The sequence below is a fragment of the Nocardioides halotolerans DSM 19273 genome (assembly GCF_000422805.1).
In the GTDB taxonomy this organism is placed as follows: domain Bacteria; phylum Actinomycetota; class Actinomycetes; order Propionibacteriales; family Nocardioidaceae; genus Nocardioides; species Nocardioides halotolerans.
Genome location: NZ_AUGT01000009.1, coordinates 584,080 through 603,188 on the forward strand (window position 1 = coordinate 584,080; position 19,109 = coordinate 603,188).

General features: G+C 72.7%; 19 protein-coding genes. 4 read left to right on the plus strand and 15 right to left on the minus strand.

Translation table 11 applies throughout. From position 1 onward, the window contains the following. The first annotated feature begins 26 nt into the window (after positions 1 to 26). Positions 27 to 668: a class I SAM-dependent methyltransferase gene (locus G514_RS0102735; RefSeq protein WP_036563203.1), complete on the plus strand. Its 642-nt coding sequence runs from the start codon at positions 27 to 29 to the stop codon at positions 666 to 668. A 13-nt stretch (positions 669 to 681) separates the two neighbouring features. Here the strand turns inward: G514_RS0102735 and G514_RS0102740 are convergent, their stop codons facing one another. From G514_RS0102740 to G514_RS0102765, 6 genes are read right to left on the minus strand one after another with little or no spacing between them, the layout of a single operon-like run. Next, positions 682 to 954 (minus strand): Rho termination factor N-terminal domain-containing protein, encoded by a 273-nt coding sequence (locus G514_RS0102740; protein ID WP_028650515.1) that lies wholly within the window; start codon positions 952 to 954, stop codon positions 682 to 684. A gap of 55 nt (positions 955 to 1,009) precedes the next feature. Next, positions 1,010 to 2,341: an ABC transporter substrate-binding protein gene (locus G514_RS0102745; protein WP_028650516.1), complete on the minus strand. Its 1,332-nt coding sequence runs from the start codon at positions 2,339 to 2,341 to the stop codon at positions 1,010 to 1,012. Beyond that, positions 2,338 to 3,453: a branched-chain amino acid ABC transporter permease gene (locus tag G514_RS24480; RefSeq protein WP_084151714.1), complete on the minus strand. Its 1,116-nt coding sequence runs from the start codon at positions 3,451 to 3,453 to the stop codon at positions 2,338 to 2,340. Before G514_RS24480 ends, G514_RS0102745 begins: the two co-directional genes overlap by 4 nt. Continuing rightward, entirely contained in the window at positions 3,453 to 4,331 is an 879-nt protein-coding gene (locus G514_RS0102755) for a branched-chain amino acid ABC transporter permease (protein ID WP_028650517.1), read from the minus strand. Before G514_RS0102755 ends, G514_RS24480 begins: the two co-directional genes overlap by 1 nt. A gap of 31 nt (positions 4,332 to 4,362) precedes the next feature. Beyond that, a complete protein-coding gene (locus G514_RS0102760) occupies positions 4,363 to 5,067 on the minus strand; it encodes an ABC transporter ATP-binding protein (RefSeq protein WP_028650518.1) in 705 nt (234 codons plus the stop codon). After that, entirely contained in the window at positions 5,067 to 5,840 is a 774-nt protein-coding gene (locus G514_RS0102765) for an ABC transporter ATP-binding protein (protein ID WP_051246544.1), read from the minus strand. The genes G514_RS0102760 and G514_RS0102765 overlap by 1 nt, the downstream gene beginning before the upstream one ends. Positions 5,841 to 5,999: 159 nt before the next feature. Between G514_RS0102765 and G514_RS24485 the strand changes: the two genes are divergently transcribed. Further along, positions 6,000 to 7,223: a PucR family transcriptional regulator gene (locus G514_RS24485; protein ID WP_036563204.1), complete on the plus strand. Its 1,224-nt coding sequence runs from the start codon at positions 6,000 to 6,002 to the stop codon at positions 7,221 to 7,223. A 12-nt stretch (positions 7,224 to 7,235) separates the two neighbouring features. Here the strand turns inward: G514_RS24485 and G514_RS24490 are convergent, their stop codons facing one another. Continuing rightward, complete coding sequence (locus G514_RS24490; protein ID WP_036563205.1) at positions 7,236 to 8,504, minus strand: MFS transporter; 1,269 nt, start codon at positions 8,502 to 8,504, stop codon at positions 7,236 to 7,238. Between the two features lie 19 nt (positions 8,505 to 8,523). Then, positions 8,524 to 9,417 carry a GNAT family N-acetyltransferase gene (locus tag G514_RS0102780; RefSeq protein ID WP_028650520.1) on the minus strand — a complete coding sequence of 298 codons (894 nt, stop codon included), beginning with the start codon at positions 9,415 to 9,417 and terminating at the stop codon, positions 8,524 to 8,526. 55 nt (positions 9,418 to 9,472) lie between these two features. Between G514_RS0102780 and G514_RS24495 the strand changes: the two genes are divergently transcribed. Continuing rightward, the gene (locus G514_RS24495) at positions 9,473 to 9,862 is read left to right on the plus strand and encodes a GFA family protein (protein WP_036563206.1); all 390 of its coding nucleotides are present in this window, start codon (positions 9,473 to 9,475) and stop codon (positions 9,860 to 9,862) included. Between the two features lie 18 nt (positions 9,863 to 9,880). On the opposite strand, the gene G514_RS0102790 is transcribed toward G514_RS24495, so the two are convergent. From G514_RS0102790 to G514_RS0102805, 4 genes are read right to left on the minus strand one after another with little or no spacing between them, the layout of a single operon-like run. Next, on the minus strand, positions 9,881 to 11,041 hold the full coding sequence (locus tag G514_RS0102790) for an acyl-CoA dehydrogenase family protein (RefSeq protein WP_028650521.1): 1,161 nt from the start codon (positions 11,039 to 11,041) through the stop codon (positions 9,881 to 9,883). A 3-nt stretch (positions 11,042 to 11,044) separates the two neighbouring features. After that, complete coding sequence (locus G514_RS0102795) at positions 11,045 to 12,274, minus strand: acyl-CoA dehydrogenase family protein (protein ID WP_028650522.1); 1,230 nt, start codon at positions 12,272 to 12,274, stop codon at positions 11,045 to 11,047. After that, complete coding sequence (locus tag G514_RS0102800; protein WP_028650523.1) at positions 12,274 to 13,320, minus strand: phosphotransferase family protein; 1,047 nt, start codon at positions 13,318 to 13,320, stop codon at positions 12,274 to 12,276. The genes G514_RS0102795 and G514_RS0102800 overlap by 1 nt, the downstream gene beginning before the upstream one ends. Then, the gene (locus tag G514_RS0102805) at positions 13,317 to 14,114 is read right to left on the minus strand and encodes an SDR family NAD(P)-dependent oxidoreductase (RefSeq protein ID WP_036563207.1); all 798 of its coding nucleotides are present in this window, start codon (positions 14,112 to 14,114) and stop codon (positions 13,317 to 13,319) included. Before G514_RS0102805 ends, G514_RS0102800 begins: the two co-directional genes overlap by 4 nt. Before the next feature lie 105 nt (positions 14,115 to 14,219). Between G514_RS0102805 and G514_RS0102810 the strand changes: the two genes are divergently transcribed. Further along, a complete protein-coding gene (locus tag G514_RS0102810; protein ID WP_028650525.1) occupies positions 14,220 to 14,870 on the plus strand; it encodes a hypothetical protein in 651 nt (216 codons plus the stop codon). Positions 14,871 to 14,880: 10 nt separating this feature from the next. Here G514_RS0102810 and G514_RS24500 read toward each other — a convergent pair whose 3' ends face one another. The 3 genes from G514_RS24500 to G514_RS0102825 all read right to left on the minus strand — a co-directional run bounded on the left by G514_RS24500 (position 14,881) and on the right by G514_RS0102825 (position 19,043). Next, positions 14,881 to 15,888, minus strand: coding sequence for a phosphatase PAP2 family protein (locus tag G514_RS24500; protein ID WP_157544565.1), 1,008 nt, complete (start codon positions 15,886 to 15,888; stop codon positions 14,881 to 14,883). 843 nt (positions 15,889 to 16,731) lie between these two features. Continuing rightward, complete coding sequence (locus G514_RS0102820; protein ID WP_028650526.1) at positions 16,732 to 17,874, minus strand: acyl-CoA dehydrogenase family protein; 1,143 nt, start codon at positions 17,872 to 17,874, stop codon at positions 16,732 to 16,734. Between the two features lie 14 nt (positions 17,875 to 17,888). Further along, positions 17,889 to 19,043 (minus strand): acyl-CoA dehydrogenase family protein, encoded by a 1,155-nt coding sequence (locus tag G514_RS0102825; RefSeq protein WP_028650527.1) that lies wholly within the window; start codon positions 19,041 to 19,043, stop codon positions 17,889 to 17,891. Positions 19,044 to 19,109: the final 66 nt, after the last annotated feature.

The following is a 19,109-nucleotide window of genomic DNA, read 5'->3' on the forward strand; positions in this document are numbered from 1 at the left end:
CGCCGCGCCGGTCTACGTTGGCAGCCATGGGTGACACGTGGCTGTCCGAGACGCGCACGTCCTACGACATCGATGCAGCCGGCTACGCCGACAAGGTGAGCGGGCTGCTGGCCGGAAGTCCTTACCTGCGCGCGAGCCTGGCGGTGTTCGCCGAGCTGGTCCTCGACGCCGGAGGTGGGCCGGTGGCCGATGTGGGCTGCGGGCCCGGGTACGTCACCGACCACCTCCACGACGTCGGCGTGGACGCGTTCGGGATCGACCTCTCACCCGAGATGATCTCGATCGCGCGACGGGACTACCCACACCTGCGGTTCGAGGTGGGCACCATGACCGACCTCGATCTCGAGGACTCCTCGGTCGCCGGCATCGTCGCGTTCTGGTCGGTCATCCACGTGCCCGACGAGGCGGTGCCGGGCGTGCTCGAGGAGTTTCGCCGCGTGTTGCGACCGCAGGGTCTGGTGCTCGTCGGCTTCCACGTCGGCGACGAGGCGCAGCACACGTCCCGGGGCTACACGGGTCGGCAGATCAACGTCGAGAGCCACCATCGCCGACCGGGCACCGTCGCGGGTTGGCTTCGTGACGCGGGTTTCTCGATCGAGGCCGAGCTCGTCCTGAGGCCGGACGAGGCCGTCCCGGGGGCGGTCATCTTCGCGCGCACTGCTGGCTGAACGCGTCGTGGTCTCAGCGGTCTCGCAGCGCCTCGACCAGCTCGCTCTTGTTCATCTTCGAGCGGCCCTCGATCCCGATCTCGCGGGCCCGCGTGCGCAGGTCGTCGACCGTCCAGTCGTCGTACGACCCGGACTTCCCACCCTTGCGGCCCACCGCCTTCCGTGACGAGCTCGCGGCGGCGTTCGCGATCCGCGCCGCCTTCTCCTTGCTGGCCCCCTCGTCGCGGAGCGCCTCGTAGGTCTCGTCGTCCTTGACGCTGGGCCCGGGTGTCTTCCTCGCTGGCATGGGTGGTCGGTAACCGGCCGGGGCGGGTGCAAGCCCGCCCCGGCCGGTGCTGCGCCTACTCCGGTAGGCCGCTCTCCGGCGGCGCGTCGTCGGCCTGGCCGGAGTCGTCGGTCGCGATCTCGGAGTCCCCGATGTCGGTCGTGAGGACGTCGGTGACCGGCTGGCCGACGCCGTCCTGCAGCTCGACGACCTGCATGCCCGAGATGCCGAGGTGGCTGTCGGAGGAGTAGCGGTACGGCGCCAGCTGCGGGCCGGCGAAGTCGCCGCCGTCGTCCTCGATCGCCTCGACCAGCCCGTCGCGGGTGAGGTCCTCGCCGGCGGCCTCGAGCGCCTGCACGAACGTGTAGGCGAACGACATGCCATAGATCCGGTAGTTGGTCAGCTCGCCGTCCTGGCCCGACTCGTCCCAGACCTTCTGCCACAGCTGCACCCACGGGTTGTCGGGCTGGTCGACGCCGGGGATGTACCGCGTGGTCATGACGCCGTTGAGCGACGAGGCGGTGCCGGGCACGGCCCCCTCGGAGAAGCGCTCGAGCAGCCCGCCGACCAGCGTGGGGTCCGAGCCGACGTTCGACACGTACCACTGCGGCTTGAAGCCGAGCTTGAGCGAGACCAGCTGCCCGAGCGCGGTGTAGGACGGCGTGGTGAACGACAGCACCAGGTCGGCGCCGCTGGCCTGCAGGGCGGCGATCTGCGGGCCGACGTCGGTGTTGCCGGAGGTGTAGCGCTGCGCTTCGACGACCTGCGCGTCGATGTACTCCCGGACGCCCTTCTCGGCGTCCTCGCCGAAGTCGTCGTCCTGGAGGAACAGGCCGACCTTGGCGTCCGGCATGTTCTCCGAGACCCACTGGCCGATGATCTTGCCCTCGATCTCGTAGTCCGGCTGCCAGCCGAACGTCCACGGGTGGGCGCCCGGGTCGTCGCCCCAGGCCAGTGCCCCGGAGGAGACGAACAGGTCGGGCACCTCCTGGTCGTTGAGGGAGTCGACGACCGCGTTGTGGGTCGGGGTGCCGAGCGAGCCGAGCGTCGCGAAGACCTTGTCCTTGAGCACCAGCTCGTCGGTGAGGCTGCTCGTCTTGGTCGGGTCGTAGCCGTCGTCCTTGACCAGGAACTCGATCGAGCGTCCGTGCACCCCGCCGTTGGCGTTGACGTAGTCGAAGTAGGCCTGGGCGCCGGTCGGGATCTCGCTGTAGCCCGGCGCGGCCACGCCGGTCAGCGGGAAGGTGCCGCCGATGGTGACCGCGGCGTCGGTCACCCCGACCTCCGTGGCGCCCCCGCCGCCACCCTTGTCGTCGTCGTCCTTCCCACCGGCACCGCAGGCGCCGGCCAGGGCGGTGAGCGCGAGGACACTGGTCAGGACGGCCAGCTTCCGCGTGCGTGTGTTCATCTGGTGTCTCCCTTCGAGGTGGCGACGGTCGCGCCTGGACTGGCGGCGTCCGCGGAGGTGGTGGGGTCCGGGGTGACGGCCGGGTTCCGGAGCCGGCGCCAGCCGGCGTGGAGCGTGCCGACCAGGCCGCGCGGTGCGAGCAGCACCACGGCCACCATCACCACGCCGTAGACGAGCGGCGCCAGCTCGGCGGCCCGGATGTCGTCGAGGCCCGCGGACGTGCCGGCGTCGGTGATGACCGACGGCAGGAAGGTGAGGAGAGCGGCGCCGGCCAGCGCGCCGGTGAGGCTGCCGAGGCCACCCAGCACCACGGCGGTCAGCAGCGTCAGGCTGAGGGTCAGGGTGAAGCCGGTCGGAGCGGTGAGCCGGACGGCGAGCGCCATCACCGCGCCGCCGGCGCCGGCCGCGGCGGCGCTGACCACGAACGCCGAGACCCGGGCCCGGCCGAGGTGGATGCCGGCGAGCTCGGCGGCGACCTCGTCGTCGCGGACCGCCCGCCACCGCCGGCCGACCCGGCTGCGGGCGAGGTTGGCGAGCAGCAGGTAGACGACCACGAGCGTGAACCACGCGAGGTAGGCGACGTACTTGCTGCGGGTGAGGTCGTGCGCGGTCACGAAGTACGCCGCGTCGAGCACCCAGCCGGGCGTCTCCGGGACCCTCAGGCGCAGCCCCTGCTCTCCGCCGAGGGTCTCGCCGAAGTGCAGCGCCACGCCCGGCAGCGCCACCGCCAGCGCGAGCGTGGCGCCGGCCAGGTAGGGGCCGCGCAGCCTGGCCGCGGCGGCGCCGATCACGACGCCGACCGCGCTGGTGACGGCCGTGGCGGTCAGCAGCGCCACGGGGAGCGGCAGCACCGGGTCGTCGGAGACCAGGAGCGCCGTCGTGTAGGCGCCGACCGCCATCAGCGCGCCGTGGCCCAGCGAGATCTGCCCGTTCAGCCCGGTGAGCACGGTCAGCCCGCCCGCCGCGATGCCGAGGTAGGCCATCTGGGTGAGCTGGACGGCGCGGAAGTCGTCGACCGACTCGACGACCAGGACCACGACGAGGACGGCGGCCGCCGTGACGAGCAGGTGCCGGCCCAGGGTGCTGTGCCAGACCGCCGCGAGACGCCGCATCAGACCCGCCTCTCGCGGGCGGGCGCGAACAGCCCGTCCGGCCGCAGGAACAGCACGGCCATGAGGATCGCCAGCGCGGCGAGTGCCACCAGCTGCGAGCCGACGTACCCGGACACGAAGCTGAGGGACAGCCCGAGGAACAGCCCTCCGACGACCGCGCCCACCGGGCTGTCGAGGCCGCCGAGCACGGCCGCCACGAAGCCGTAGACCACGACCGAGTCCATGTAGCCGGGCGACACCAGGCTGCCCCCGGCGATCAGAAGCCCCGAGAGCGACCCGACCAGCGCCGCGAGCGCCCACCCGAGGGTGAGCATCCGGCCCACGCGCACGCCGAGCAGGCGGGCCACCTCCTGGTTGAACGCCGCGGCCCGCATCCGCAGGCCGAGGTCGGTGAAGCGGAAGAGGAGCACGAGGAGCGTCATCACCGCGAGCACGGCGAGGATCGTGAAGATGCCGAAGCCGGTCAGCGCAATCGTGGTGCCGCCCACGTCGATGCCGCGGATGCCGAACGCCGCGGGGAAGGACCGGTAGCGGTTGCCGAAGACCACCGAGGCCAGGGCGTGCAGGACGATGAACAGGCCGAGGGTCAGGATCACCGCGTTGATCTCCGGCCCGCCCTCGACCGGACGCACCACCACGCGCTCGACGACCGCGCCGAGGACCAGCCCGGCGGCCAGGGCCACGGCGAAGCCGAGCCAGTACGAGTGGCCGTGGTCGATGATCTCCAGCGCCACGAACGTGGTGACCATCGCCATCGGCGCCTGCGCGAAGTTCACCACGTGGGTCGAGCGCCAGATCAGCACCAGGGCGAGCGCGAACGCCGCGTAGACCATCCCGAGGGTCAGCCCACCGAGCGCGGTGTTGATCAGCTGCTGCACTAGTGGTCACCGCCGCAGGTCGTGGCCACGATCAGAACCCCAGGTAGGCGTGTCGGAGCTGGTCGTCGTCCGCGAGCACGCGGGCGTCGTCGTCGACCACGACCCGGCCCAGGTTGAGCACGACGGCCCGGTGCGCGATCGACAGGGCGCTGCGGGCGTTCTGCTCGACCAGCAGCACGGTCAGGCCCGCGTCGGCGACCAGCCCGCTCAGCAGGTCGAAGATCTGGGCCACCACCCGCGGCGCCAGGCCGAGGGAGGGCTCGTCGAGCAGGAGCAGCGTCGGCGAGGCCATCAGGGCGCGGCCGATCACCAGCATCTGCCGCTCGCCGCCGGACAGCACGTGGGCGGTCGCGGCACGTCGCTCGCGGAGCACCGGGAAGAGCGAGAAGACCCGGTCCAGCACGTCGGCGTCCGCCCGGCGCCCGCGTCCGAGCCCGCCGAGGCGGAGGTTCTCCTCGACGGTGAGCTCGGTGATGACGCCGCGGCCCTCGGGCACGTGCGCCAGGCCGAGCCGGGGCATCGCCTCGGGCGGCTGGCGGGTCAGGTCGCGGTCACCGAACCGGACGGTGCCGGTCTGGGCGCGGACCAGGCCGGAGATGGTGCGCAGCAGCGTGGTCTTGCCGGCGCCGTTGGCCCCGAGGACCGCGGTGACCTGGCCCGCCGGGGCGGTGAAGCCCACCTCGCGCAGCGCCCGGACCGCGCCGAACGACACCGTGACCCCCGAGAGCGTGAGCACTACGTGACAGCCTCACCGAGGTAGGCGGCGAGCACCGCCGGGTCGTCACGCACCTCGTCGGGGGTGCCGCTCGCGATCACCCGGCCGAAGTCGAGGACGGTGATGTCGTCGCAGACCGACATCACGAGGTCCATGTGGTGCTCGACCAGCATCACCGACATCCGCGAGGCGAGGTCGCGCAGGAGCGTTCCGAGCTCGGACAGCTCGTGGTCGGACAGGCCGCTCGCGGGCTCGTCGAGCATCACCAGCTCCGGCTCGGCGACCAGGGCCCGCGCGAGCGCGACCTTCTTGCGCACGGCGTACGGCAGGGCGCCGGGGTGCCGGTCGGCCTGACCGGCGATGCCGAGCTGGTCGAGCGTCTCGAGCGCCCGCGACCGCAGCCTCGCCTCGTCCCGGCCGGCGCGGGGGAGCGCCAGCAGCCCGGCGAGGAATCCCGTCCGGGCCTGGGGGTCGGCACCGACCAGGACGTTCTCGAGCACGGTCAGGCGGTCGAAGAGCCCGAGACCCTGCAGCGTGCGCGCGATCCCCAGGCGGGCCAGCTGGTGCGGCCTGAGGCCGCGCAGCTCCTGTCCGCCCCAGTGGATGCTCCCGGCGTCGGGCCGGACGAAGCCGCAGGCGACGTTGAACAGCGTCGTCTTGCCGGCTCCGTTCGGACCGATCACCCCGAGCACCCGGCCGGGCCGGGCTGTCAGCGAGACCTCCGAGAGCGCCGCGATCCCCCCGAACCGCACGCTCGCGTCCCGCAGCTCCAGGCTGCGCGCCGAGGACCCCACAGCATCCTCCTCACCACGCGGCCGGTGTGACGCCCTCCACCTTGGTGTCAGCGCACAGCGCGCCGCGATGGGCTTTCCGCACAACGTCGGTGGGGCTCCGCGCCACAACCACGCGGCCCGGGCTGGTCAGGATTGTGCGCCGGGTGTCATGGTGCGGGCATGCGTGCGCTCGCGGACACGCCTGACCCGGGCCTCGACGCCCGGGTCGCCGCCGCGTGGCTCACGCTGCTCGACCAGGCCGACGCGATCGCCGACAGCATCTCGCTGGCGCTCCTGGAGAAGGACGCGGAGGTCTACGAGCGGACCGGTCCGGAGTTCCAGGTCGACGTCCGGGCCAGCACCCGCGAGCACATCCGCCGGGGCATCGAGGCGATGGCCGGCCTCGCGGGCGCCACCCACGTGACGGCTCAGCTCTGGCGCGAGACCGGGCGCCGCCGCGCGCGGCAGGGCGTCGCGATGGAGCTGGTGCTCAACGCCTACACGCTCGGCACGCGCTACCTGTGGGAGGCCCTGCTGGCGCAGCGCGAGCACGGCCGCGTCGACGACCAGGTGCTGCTGGTCGCGGGCCAGCGCGTGTGGGAGGCGCTCGACGTCCAGAACGCCGTGTTCATCGACGCCTACCGCCGCGAGAGCGTGCAGCTCCAGCGGCGCGACCTGCAGCGCCAGCAGAGCACGCTCGACGCGCTGGTGCAGGGGCGCGGGACCGATCCAGCCTTCGCGGCCGAGGCGCGGGAGGTGCTCGGCATCGGCGCCGAGATGACCGTGGCGTGCGTGGTGGCGCCGTACGACGGGTCGCTCGACGAGCCGCTGACACCGCCGGCGGAGCGGCTCGGCCGGCACGGGATCATCTCGCACTGGCACGTGCGCGGCGGGGTGTCCTTCGGGCTGCTGGCCGCCGACCGGCACGGCGTCGACGAGCTCGTCGCGCTCCTGGGTCCGCACGCGGTCGGCCGGGTCGGGGTCGCCATCTCGACCGACGGCGTGGCGGGCTTCGCGACGGCGTTCCAGCTGGCCAGCCGGGCCGCCGACACGGTGCCGCGCGACGAGCACCGGGTGGTCGCGGTCTCCCAGCGGCTCCCCGAGGTGCTGCTCGCGGAGAGCCCCGAGGTGACCGCGCTGCTCGTGCAGGAGACGGTCGCGCCGATCCTGGCGCAGCCTGCGCACGCGGCCGACGTCCTCATGCAGACGCTCGCCGCGCTGCTCGAGCACAACGGCTCCGCCAAGCACGCCGCGGAGGCGCTGTTCTGTCACCGCAACACCGTCATCTACCGGGCGCGGCAGATCGAGGTGCTGACCGGCCGTCGGCTCGGCGACGCCCGCGACCGGATGCTGCTCGGGCTCGGCCTCCTGGCCCGCCAGCAGCAGCCCGCGCCGCTGCGCTGACCTGCGCGGCAGTCACACCCCGGCGCGTGCGGCCTGGCGGTCGAGGTGCCGCTCCGCGGCCCGGGCCGAGGGGTGGATGGCGAGTGCGGCCGCGCCGACGATGGCCGCGATCACGAGCCAGCCGGGCGTGCCCCACTCCATCGCGAGGAACGTGTACGCCGCGGGCGCCCACACCGAGCCGAGGGTGAACCCGAGCTGGGAGACGCCTTGGTACTCGCCTCGGCGCTCCGGGTCGGAGAGCTCGGCCTGGAGCCCCCACTGGCCGGCGGAGTCGAAGAGCTCGGCGCCCGTCACCGTCACGTGGCCGAGCCACACCAGCGCGATCGTGACCCAGCCGATCGTGTCGTGGGTGACCAGCACGATGCCGCACGAGACCACGAGGAAGAGCGCGCCGCGGCGGATGGCCCGCAGGGAGTCGGCGACGGTCACGACGCCCCGGGCGGCCGCCACCTGGAGCAGCACCGCCAGCACCGTGTTGGTGCCGAACAGCCACGCCAGCAGCACCCGCGGCGCGTCGGTCTCCTCGACCAGCCAGAGCGGGATCACGACGTTGAGGAGGACCTGGTGGGTGCTGAGCACGCCGCCGCACACCGACATGAGGAGGTAGCCGCGGTTGCGCAGCGCGCTGCTGCGTCCCTCGCCGTCGAGGGCGGCCTCGAGCGCCGACTCCTCGGCGACGTGGTCGCCCCTGCTGGGGAGGCGGGAGACGAGGGTGGCGTTGAGGAGCAGCAGGAACGCCGTGACCGCCGGGACCAGCCGCACCACGTCATCGCTGTTGGTGGCGAGGGCCAGTCCCGCGACGAGCGCGCCGAGGGTGTAGCCGACGTTGCGGGCGGCGCGGAAGTAGGCGTTGGACGACACCCGCTGCGCGCGCGGGAAGACGTCGAAGCGATAGGCGTTGCGCGCCGACCGGCTCGCCGTCGAGACCACCTGCACGGCGACCATGACCGCGACGAAGCCGACCATGCCGCCCACCGCCAGCCAGGCGAGGTAGAGCAGCGCCTCGACGAGAGAGCTGGCGGCCCAGATCCGCTTCGCGCCGAACCGGTCGCTGAGCTTGCCGAGGGGCACCGCGACGAGGAACGTGACGACGCCGGCGATGGTGAGGCCGAGCCCGACCCGGGCGGCGGAGAGGCCGACGATCTGGGTGAAGAACACCGCGCTGCCCGTGAGGAAGACCCCGTCGCCGAACGCCGAGAGCACCGACTGCGCGGACAGCCGGCGGACCAGCGGCGTGGGTCCGGCCAGCCGGACCAACCGAGTGGGTAGGTATCTCGACATCAAGAGAAACCTAGCCGACCTACTGCGTGTCCGGCGCCTGGTTTTTCGCCGCGGCCCGGCTCAGGTCGCGGACCTCGGGAAGCGCCTCGAACCCGGCCGCGACGTAGGTCGCGACCCCGCCGACGTTCGAGCTCGGCGTGGCGACCAGCGCGCTCGACGCGCCCATCTCGCGCAGGGCGGCCGCTCCGGCGAGGGTGATGGCGCGCCCGTGGCCCCGTCCGCGGTGGTCGCGGTGCACGCCCATCGGCTCGACCAGTCCCGGACGGCCCGGTCCGGCCGACCACACCGTGATCGTCGCGACCGGGTCACCGCGCTCGTCGTAGGCGACCAGGCACCGCGCATCGGCGTACGCCGGGCCGGCCGCCATGGCGTGCCAGCGCTCCTCGGTGAACGTCGAGCGGTTGAACGCCGCCCGCTGCACGGCGGTCCGGTCGGCCACGAGCCGCGGGCCGGCGACCTCGATCCGCACGCCGGGGTCCTCGACGGGCTCGGCGAGGTCGCGACACAGCGGCGTCCACGGGTCGTCGAGCCGCCAGCCCGCCTCGGACAGGGTCTCGCGGAGCAGGGCGCCCTCGGGCGCCTCGACGTAGACGTCGCCCTCGACGAGGACGCCGCGGGCGGGGTCGCCGAGGTCCTCGGTCATCCGCCGCGCCAGCTCCTCGTCGTCGTAGGCCTCCGGCGCCAGCGTGACCCGCAGCAGGTCGGGCTCGTCGACGAGCCCCACCGCGAGGACCTGCCCGTCGCGGCGCCAGGTCCGCACCCGCGCGGCGGTCGTCTCGGCGCCGAACCTCCAGAACCAGCCGAGGTCGCCCGGGTGCAGCTGCCTCGGCGCTCCCGCCTGCTGCCACTCGCGGAGCGCTCCGACGGCCGCGTCCAGCCCGTCGACCTCGGGGGTCGCCAGCTCGATCGTCACACCCCGCATCAGAGGCCATCGCACGGCCCGCGCGCACCTGGTTTAGCGTCGGCACGTGCGCGGACGGTGCCTGTGCGGCGCGGTGGCCTACGAGGTGCGCGGGCCGCTCCGCGACGTCATCGACTGCCACTGCCACTGCCACCGGTGCCGGCGCTTCACCGGTCACTACCTGCCGGCGACCAGTGCCGCCTCCGAGGACGTGCGGATCGCCGACGCCGAGGGTCTGCTGACGTGGTACTTCCCCGACGAGGAGGCGGGCTACGGGTTCTGCCGGCGCTGCGGGTCTTCGTTGTTCTGGCGCGCCGAGGGCCACCCCGGGCGCCTGTCCATCGCGGCCGGGACGCTCGACCCGCCGACCGGCCTGCGGACGGCCGAGGCGTGGTGGGTCGGCGAGGCCAGCGACTACCACGTGCGCCCGGACGTCCCCGAGCGCGACCGGGAGTGACCCGGCTCGTCCCGTGGTTCAGAACGCCGAGATGCCGGTCTCGGCGCGACCGATGAGCAGCTTCTGGATCTGGCTGGTGCCCTCGTAGAGGGTCATGACCCGGGCGTCGCGGAGGTACTTCGCGGCGGGGTACTCGTCGACATACCCCGCGCCGCCGTAGACCTGGATGCAGTGGTTGGCGGCGCGCACCGCGGCCTCGGAGGCGTAGAGCTTGGCCTTGGACGCCGCGACCCGGAACTCGGCGGTGCCGGCGCGGCCGCGGTCGAGCAGGTCGGCGGCCCGCCACACGAGCAGCCGCGCGGCGTCGGCGTCGAGCGAGATGTCGGCGATCATCTCCTGCACGAGCTGGAAGCCGGCGATCTCGCGGCCGAACTGGGTGCGCTCGCGCGCGTACGCGACAGACGACTCGAGGCAGGCCTGCACGAGCCCGACGCAGCCGGCGGCGACCGAGACGCGGCCCTTGTCGAGCGAGGACATCGCGATCTTGAACCCCTGGCCCTCCTCGCCGAGCCGCGCGGAGGCGGGCACCCGGACGCCCTCGAGGAAGAGCTCGGCGGTCGCCTGCCCGCGCAGCCCGAGCTTGCCCTTGATCTCGCGGGCCTCGAAGCCGTCGGCGCCGGTCGGCACCAGGAACGCCGTCACGCCGCGCGGGCCGTCGTCCGAAGTGCGCGCGAAGACCAGCGCGACGTCGGCCCACGTGCCGTTGGTGATGAAGAGCTTCTGCCCGGTGAGCACGTAGTCGCCGCCGTCGCGGACCGCCCGGGTGGTGAGGTTGCCGGCGTCGGAGCCGGTGCCCGGCTCGGTGAGCCCGAAGCAGCCGAGCTTCGTGGCGGTCGCGATGCCGGGCAGCCACTCCTGCTTCTGCTCCTCCGTGCCGAAGCCGAGGATCGACTTGCCGACCAGGCCGTTGGACACCGACACGATGCCGCGCAGCGCGGAGTCGGCTCGGCCGAGCTCCTCCATGCCCAGCACGTAGGTGGCGTAGTCGCCGCCGAGACCGCCGTACTCCTCGGGGATGGTCAACCCGAAGAACCCGATCTCGGCCATCTTCGGGATGATCGCGAGGTCGACCGACTCGTCGCGGTCCCACTGCTGCCGGTGCGGCACCGCCTCCCGCTCGAGGAAGTCCCTCGCCAGCGCCCGGAACGCCTCCTGCTCCTCGCTCAGCGACAGGTCCATCGACTACCCCCGCCCGCCCGCCTGACGGGCCAGCTCGGCGCGAGCCAGCGAGGCCTTGTGCACCTCGTCGGGCCCGTCGGCGAAGCGCAGCGTGCGGATCGCGGCGTACGACGCGGCGAGGGGGAAGTCCTGGGAGAGCCCGCCGGCGCCGTGCGCCTGGATGGCGCGGTCGATGATCTCCTGGACGACCTTGGGCGTGGCGATCTTGATCGCCTGGATCTCGGTGTGCGCGCCGCGGTTGCCGACGGTGTCCATCAGCCACGCGGTCTTGAGCACCAGCAGCCGCAACTGCTCGACGGAGACGCGGGCCTCGGCGATCCACTCGCGGATCACGCCCTGGCGCGCGAGCGGCTTGCCGAAGGCCACGCGGTCCTGGACTCTCGCGCACATCAGCTCGATCGCGGTCTCGGCGAGCCCGACCGCGCGCATGCAGTGGTGGATCCGCCCCGGGCCGAGCCGCGCCTGCGCGATCGCGAAGCCGAGACCCTCCTCGCCGATGAGGTTCGCCGCCGGCACCCGGACGTCCTCGAAGAGCAGCTCCGCGTGGCCGCCGTGCTCGTGGTCGTCGTAGCCGAGGACCGTCATCGGGCGCACCACGGTGAGCCCCGGGGTGTCGCGGGGGACGAGCACCATCGACTGCTGGCGGTGCCGCTCGGCGTCCGGGTCGGTCTTGCCCATCACGATGAAGATCTCGCACTGGGGGTTCATCGCCCCGGTGATCCACCACTTGCGGCCGTTGATCACGTACTCGTCGCCGTCACGCACGATCGAGGTCTCGATGTTGGTGGCGTCGGACGACGCGACGTCCGGCTCGGTCATCGCGAACGCCGAGCGGATGCGGCCGTCGAGCAGGGGAGCGAGCCAGCGCTCCTGCTGCTCGGGGCTGCCGAACATGGACAGCACCTCCATGTTGCCGGTGTCGGGCGCCGCGCAGTTGAGCGCCGGCGGCGCGAGGTGGCCGGCTCGGCCGGTGATCTCGGCGAGGGGCGCGTACTGGAGGTTGGTGAGGCCGGCCCCGTGGTCGGAGCCGGGGAGGAACAGGTTCCAGAGGCCCCGCTGCCTGGCCTCGGCGCGCAGCTCCTGGAGCACCGGCGCGGTCGACCAGGCGAACCGGTCGTCCATCGCCTCCAGCTGGTCGTGGAAGACCTGCCCGGCCGGCTCGATCTTCGTGGCCATGAAGTCGAGCAGCTGCTCGCGCAGCTCCTGCGTGCGGTCGTCGAGGGCGAAGTCCATCAGCTGTCCTTCAGTGAGTGCAGTCCCGCGGCGATGATCAGGTCGAAGCCCTCGCCGATCCTGTCGAAGCCCTCGCCGACGGTCTGGCCCTGGAGGTAGCGGAAGTGGATCCCCTCCAGGATGACGGCGAGCTTGAAGTAGGCGAGAGCCAGGTGGAAGTTCATGTCGCCCGGCTCGGCACCGGTGGCTGCGGCGTACGCCGCGAGCTGCTGGTCGTTGCCCGGCCAGCCCTGCGCCTTGGCGACGTCGGAGACGAGGTCGCCGCCCGCCGAGGCGCCCAGGGTCTCGTAGACCAGCATCAGCGCGACGTCGGTGCGGGTGTCGCCGAGCGTCGCCATCTCCCAGTCGACGACGGCGCGGATGTCGTCGCGACCCGCCCCGTCGGCGGCGACCAGGCAGTTGTCGAGGCGGTAGTCGCCGTGCACGATCCCCGTCGCGCTGGCGTCGCCGGCCACCTGCTCGACCTGCCTGGTGAGCCGGCGGTGCAGCTCGTCGGCGTCGGGGTGCTCGCGCGTCTTCGACCCCTCGAGCTGCTGGCCCCAGCGACGCACCTGGCGCTCCAGGAAGCCGTCGGGCCGCCCGAAGCCGTCGAGGCCAACGGAGGCCGGGTCGACCGCGTGCAGCGCGGCGAGCACCTCGACGAGCCGCGCCGCGATCGCCGCGGTCCGGTCGGCCCCGAGCGCGTCGAGCTCGGCGGCGCGGCGGTACGCCGTGCCGTCGACCTTCTCCATGACGTAGAACGGCGCCCCGAGCACGTCGGGGTCGTCGCAGCGCGCGTACATCGCCGGGACCGGCACGTCGGTGCCCGCGAGGGCCGACATGGCCGTGAACTCGCGGCCCATGTCGTGGGCGGTCGCCTGCACGTGCCCGAGGGGAGGACGCCGGACGATCCAGTCCGAGGTGCCGTCGGTGACGGCGTAGGTGAGGTTGGACTTGCCCCCCGCAATGAGCTCGGCGCGCAGCTCGCCGTCGATCTCGCCGGGCCGCTGCGCGTCGTACCACCGGCGGAAGCTCGCCAGGTCCAGGCCCGGCACGTCCTGCGTCACTGGCCCGCCCCCGTGAGCTGGTCGACCTTCGCCTGGAGCCGCCGCATGCTGGCCAGCCACGCGTCGGGGTCCGCGGCCCGCGCGGCGTAGTAGGCGCCCACCTCGGGGTGCGGCAGCACGAGGAACCGGTCGTCGGCGAGCGAGTCCACCCAGGCGTCCGCGACCTGCTCGGGGGTGAGCGCTGCGTCGCGGGTGAGGAGGTCCTTGAGCGGCCCGGCCTGGTCGAGCATCCGGGTCTGGACGCCCTGCGGGCAGATGGCCTGGACGGCGATGCCGCGATGGCCGTAGGTGACGCTGAGCCACTCGGCGAAGCCGACCGCGGCGTGCTTGGTGACCGAGTACGGCGCCGCGCCGATCATGGTCAGCAGCCCGGCCGCGCTCGCGGTGACCACGAACCGCCCACCCCCGCCGTCGCCCAGCCAGCGGGGCACCAGTGCCCGGGCCGCGCGGACGTGCGCCATCACGTTGGTGTCGATCATCGCCGCCCAGTCCTCGTCGGAGGCCTGCAGGCTGTCGGGCTGCGTGCGGTCGATGCCGGCGTTCGCCAGGAACACGTCGATCCGGCCGAGGGTTGCGGTCGCGGCGTCCACCAGGGCGCGCACCCCGGCGTCGGACGAGCAGTCGCCCGGTGCCGCGGTGGCGCCGAGCTCCTCAGCGGTCGACCGGCACGCGTCCTCGTCGAGGTCGTTGACCACGACCCGCGCCCCCTCGGCGACCAGCCTCGCGGCGAGCGCTCTCCCGATGCCGTGCCCGGCGCCGGTGACCACGGCCCCGGCGCCCTGGAGGTTCTGCATGCGCCCCACCCTCGCACGGGCCCTGCCGAGCCTGCGCGGCCGTCCGGCCACGCACGTCACCGCTGCTATCGTCGCGTGCTCTACCGACCCTGGAGGTGGCCGCGCATGCCCGGTCTTCGTCACGTCGTCCTCGCCCCCGTCGTCTGCGTGCTGCTCCTCGCCGGGGCGTTGCCGGGCGCGGCCCAGCCGGCCGAGCGCCGCGCGCTGCCCGAGACGGTCGTCATCAACGACAACCGCAGCTCGGCCCCGATCGTCGACATCTCCAAGGTCGTCATCGACGCGAGCTGGTACTGGGACTCCGAGCAGAGCATGTCGGTCACCGTGCCCCACGGCTTCCAGGCCGGGCACCGGCTGACGGTGTGGTTCGACGTCAACGGCGACTCGCGGCCCGACGGCCACTACCGGCTCGACCTGCGCGCGCCCAAGCACGCCGGCGGCAAGTCGCTGCAGAAGTCGCAGGAGTTCCGCCGGGGCGGCGGCTGGACCCAGGGCGGGTCCAAGGCGCGCTGCGGCGGGTCGGAGGGCGGACCGCCGCTCATCAACCCCGTCCGGCGCGGCCAGCGCACGCTCGGCATCGTCTTCGACCTGTGGTGGTGCCTCGGCGTCCCCAACCCCGCCGGGGCCGACTCCGGCGCGTGGCGGGTCGCCGTGAGCGTCGCGAAGGGCCGCAACGAGGACATGGCCCCCAACCACCACGGGTGGAGCAAGCCGGTCGCGGGCTGGGGCCCGTGCGACCCGTCCGGCGGCGCCTGCTGACCGGAGCCGGTCAGCCGGTGAAGTCGTCGACCGCGTGCTCGCGCGCGCGGCGGCGCTCCCAGAGTGCGCAGGCGACCATCACCAGGGCGGCCAGGACCCCGCCGGCGAGCACGTCGACGACGTAGTGCTCGCCGTAGTAGACGAGCGTGAGCGACATCGCGACCGGGTAGAGCGCGAGCAGCCAGCGCCACGGCGTACGCAGCCGCCAGATGGCGTACATCGCGACCAGGAAGGTGATGCCGGCGTGCAGTGACGGCATCGCCGCGACCGGGTTGCCGACGCCCTGCAGGACCAGGTCGAACCGGCCGAGCCCGAGGTCGCGCCAGCCGCGGCCGGTCAGGCGCGGGATCGCCTCGCGGATGTAGCCGTCCTCGGAGGCCATCCACGGCGGCGCCATCGGGTAGAGGATGTAGACGACGAGGGCGCCGAAGTTGATCGTGATGTAGCGGCGCATCCAGAGCAGCCACTCCTCACGCTTGCGGACCCACAGCACGGCGGCGATGGTCAGCCCGGTCAGGAAGTGGCTGGCGTAGACGGTGGTGAAGAGGACGTCGTACCACCGCGGGTCCGACTCCCGCAGGCACGGGTCACCGCACAGCGCGTGCTGGAGCCGCTCGGTCGGGAGCGTGTGGGGGGCGCCGCCCGTCAGCCGCGACACGATCTCGTCGAACTCGATCGGCATCGTGTAGTGGACGGTGGCCCAGCCGAGGTTGTCGGTGAGCCCGCGGCTGTAGAAGTAGATGACCAGCCCGACCATCGGGATCGACCAGTCGCGCACGAACCGCAGGTGGTAGCGCCACGGCGCCTCCGCGTGCCACGCGATGGTCCCGAACCACAGCCACACGAACACCGAGATCGTGTCGTTGGGGATGCCGAGCAGGTGGGAGTACGTCGCCAGCAGCACGGCGTACGTCGTCATGGCCATAGCCCGGACCCACGTCCGCGTCACCGGCCGCGCGTCCTCGGCGGGAGCGACATCGGCGGACGCGGCCGCGTCCTCCTCGAGCCCCTGTGCCACGCGCGAACTTTACGTGGTCGCCCCTGATCCGGGCACGCCGGTTAGCGGCCGGTGCCCACGGTGGCTGAGGTGCGAGGGGCGCCAGCGACGAGCCTCGAAGCCACCGCTAGGAGGGCACCCGCTCGACCACCGCTGATCGAGCCTGTCGAGATCCCCGCAGCGAAGGCACCCGGTCGACCACCGCTGATCGAGCCTGTCGAGATCCCCGCAGCCCAGGCACCCGAGCCGTGCAGCTCCCAGCGCAGGCTGCGGAGGCTTCGAGGCTCAGGCGCAGCACGCCTTCACACCTCAGCCACCGTACGACGCGAGCCCCACGGTGGCTGAGGTGCGAGGAGCCCCAGCGACGAGCCTCGAAGCCACCGCAAGGAAGGCACCCGCTCGACCACCGCTGATCGAGCCTGTCGAGATCCCCGCAAGGAAGGCACCCGGTCGACCACCGCTGATCGAGCCTGTCGAGATCACCGCAAGGAAGGCACCCGAACCGACCACCGCTGATCGAGCCTGTCGAGATCACCGCCGCGAAGGCACCCGCTCGACCACCGCCGATCGAGCCTGTCGAGATCCCCGCAAGGAAGGCACCCGGGCCGAGCAGCTCCCAGCACAGGCTGCGGAGGCTTCGAGGCTCAGGCGCAGCACGCCTTCGCACCTCAGCCACCGTGCGACAGCCACCGCAAGGAAGGCACCCGGTCGACCACCGCTGATCGAGCCTGTCGAGATCCCCGCAGCGAAGGCACCCGAGCCGAGCGGCTCCCAGCGCAGGCTGCGGAGGCTTCGAGGCTCAGGCGCAGAACGCCTTCGCACCTCAGCCACCGTCGATCGCCCCCGCGGGTGATCGTGGGTCGCTCAGGCCAGCGGGTCGAGGGCGTCGTGGTCGGTGACGTGAGCGGCGAGCTCGCGCAGGTGGTGGGTGCCGTCGCCGAGGAGGTGGTCGAGGGCGGTGAGGTGGGCGGCGTACATGCCGACGGAGTACTCCATCGTCATCGCGATGCCGCCGTGCAGCTGGATCGCCTCCTGGCCGAGGTGGCGGCCGGCCCGGCTGACCTGGACCGAGACCCGGCGAGCCGCGTCGGCGACGGCGACCGGGTCGCCCTTGGCGACCACCATCGTGGCCCAGTCGACCATCGAGCGGGTGAGCTGGAGCGAGACGTACATGTCCGCGGCCCGGAAGGTCAGCGCCTGGAACGTCGACAGGGGCACGCCGAACTGCTTGCGGCTGCGGAGGTACTCCGTCGTCGTCGGCAGGAGGTACTGCATCGCGCCGAGCGCCTGGTTCGCGGCCATCACGCGGGTGATGTCCTGCACCGTCGAGATGCTGTTGGTCAGGTCGGTGCCGGGCTCGCCCAGCGGCGTGGCGGCGGTGCCGTCGAAGGCGATGCGGGCGGCCCGGGTGCCGTCGTAGGTCGGGTAGCCGGTCCGGTCGGTGTCCGCACCGTCGACCATGAACAGGCCGGTGCCGCCGCCCTCGGGTAGCGCCGCGCTCACGACCAGCACGTCGGCGCGGGCGCCGTGCGGCACCGGCTCCTTGACGCCGGTGAGGGTCCACGCGTCGCCGTCGCGGGCAGCGGTGACCGACTCCGCGGAGGCCGTCCACCCGCGGCCCGGCTCGTCGTGGGCGAAGGCGAGCACCGACTCGCCGGCCGACAGCGCGCCGAGGAGCTCTCGCCGCTGCTCGGGAGTGCCGCACGCCGAGACCAGCCCGCCCGCCAGCACCACGGACGTGAGGTAGGGCTCGGGAGCGATCACCCGGCCGAGCTCCTGGCAGACGATGCCGATCTCGACCGGGCCGGCGCCGACGCCGCCGTCCTCCTCGGCGAACGGCAGGCCGAGCAGCCCCATCTCGGCGAGCTGCGCCCAGAGCTTCTCGTCGAAGCCGGGGTCGTCCTGCACGGCTCGGCGACGGTTCTCGTAGTCGCCGTAGGCCTTGCCGACCAGGCCCTTCACGGCCTCGCGGAGCGCGTCCTGCTCGTCGTCGTAGTCGAAGTCCATGTCGTCGTCTCTCCTCAGAGTCCGAGGATGTTGCGGGCGATGATCTGGCGCTGCACCTCGTTGGAGCCGCCGTAGATGGAGGCCTTGCGCAGGTTGAGGTACGTCGGGCCGGCGAGCCGCGCCCACTCGGACAGGTCGCTCTCGTCGCCCGCGCCGCTGGCCAGCCCGGCGGGGCCGGCGAGGTCGAGCACGAGCTCGCTGACCTGCTGCTGCAGCACGCTGCCCTTGAGCTTGAGCACCGACGAGGCGGGGTCGGGCTTGCCCTCGACGGAGTTGGCGGCCACGCGCATCGTGGTGAGCTCGAGGGCCAGCAGCTCGTTCTCCAGCTCGGCGATCCGGGCGCGCAGGAGCGGGTCGTCGGCGAACCGGTCCTCCGCCAGGCCCTTCACCCGGGCGATCACCCGCTTGGTGATGCCGGACGGCGCCACGCCGACCCGCTCGTTGCCGAGGAGGAACTTCGCGATCGACCAGCCGCCGTTGAGCTCGCCGACGAGGTTCTCGGCCGGGACCCGCACGTCCTCGAACCACACCTCGTTGACCTCGTGGCCGCCGTCGATGAGCTGGATCGGCCGGACCTCGAGACCCTCGCTCTCCATGTCGATCAGCAGCATCGAGATGCCGGCCTGCTTCTTGGCGTCGGGGTCGGTGCGGACGAGCGTGAAGATCCAGTCGCCGTACTGGCCGAGCGTGGTCCACGTCTTCTGTCCGTTGACGACCCAGTCGTCGCCGTCCTTGACCGCGGTGGTGCGCAGCCCGGCCAGGTCGGAGCCGGCGTCGGGCTCGGAGAAGCCCTGCGACCAGAAGATGTCGATGTTCGCGGTCTTGGGGAGGAACTCCTTCTTCTGCTCCTCGGTGCCGAAGTGGGCGATGACCGGACCGATCATCCCCGCGTTGAAGGCCAGCGGCGTGGGCACGAACGCCCGCTCCATCTCCTCGTGCCAGATGTGGAACTGGATCTCGGTCCAGTCCTGCCCGCCCCACTCGACGGGCCAGCGCGGCACGGCGAGACCGGCGGCGTTGAGCGTGCGCTGGCTCTCGACGAGCTGGTCCTTGGTCAGCTCACGGCCCGCGGCGACGGTGTCCCTGATCTCCTGGGGGACCTTCGTCGTGAAGAACTCGCGCATCTCGTCACGGAACGCGCGCTCGTCCTCGGTCAGCTCGAGCTGCATGTGGGTCTCCTTGCTCTGGGTCCCGGGGCTTCGAGGCTCGTCGCTGGCGCTCCTCGCACCTCAGCC

What these genes read in the sequence shown, in the direction of transcription:
- G514_RS0102735 (WP_036563203.1), top strand. Translation starts at nt 27, where the DNA reads ATGGGTGACACGTGGCTGTCCGAGACGCGCACGTCCTACGACATCGAT.
- G514_RS0102740 (WP_028650515.1), bottom strand. Translation starts at nt 954, where the DNA reads ATGCCAGCGAGGAAGACACCCGGGCCCAGCGTCAAGGACGACGAGACC.
- G514_RS0102745 (WP_028650516.1), bottom strand. Translation starts at nt 2,341, where the DNA reads ATGAACACACGCACGCGGAAGCTGGCCGTCCTGACCAGTGTCCTCGCG.
- G514_RS24480 (WP_084151714.1), bottom strand. Translation starts at nt 3,453, where the DNA reads ATGCGGCGTCTCGCGGCGGTCTGGCACAGCACCCTGGGCCGGCACCTG.
- G514_RS24485 (WP_036563204.1), top strand. Translation starts at nt 6,000, where the DNA reads ATGCGTGCGCTCGCGGACACGCCTGACCCGGGCCTCGACGCCCGGGTC.
- G514_RS24490 (WP_036563205.1), bottom strand. Translation starts at nt 8,504, where the DNA reads ATGTCGAGATACCTACCCACTCGGTTGGTCCGGCTGGCCGGACCCACG.
- G514_RS0102790 (WP_028650521.1), bottom strand. Translation starts at nt 11,041, where the DNA reads ATGGACCTGTCGCTGAGCGAGGAGCAGGAGGCGTTCCGGGCGCTGGCG.
- G514_RS0102795 (WP_028650522.1), bottom strand. Translation starts at nt 12,274, where the DNA reads ATGGACTTCGCCCTCGACGACCGCACGCAGGAGCTGCGCGAGCAGCTG.
- G514_RS0102805 (WP_036563207.1), bottom strand. Translation starts at nt 14,114, where the DNA reads ATGCAGAACCTCCAGGGCGCCGGGGCCGTGGTCACCGGCGCCGGGCAC.
- G514_RS0102810 (WP_028650525.1), top strand. Translation starts at nt 14,220, where the DNA reads ATGCCCGGTCTTCGTCACGTCGTCCTCGCCCCCGTCGTCTGCGTGCTG.
- G514_RS0102820 (WP_028650526.1), bottom strand. Translation starts at nt 17,874, where the DNA reads ATGGACTTCGACTACGACGACGAGCAGGACGCGCTCCGCGAGGCCGTG.
- G514_RS0102825 (WP_028650527.1), bottom strand. Translation starts at nt 19,043, where the DNA reads ATGCAGCTCGAGCTGACCGAGGACGAGCGCGCGTTCCGTGACGAGATG.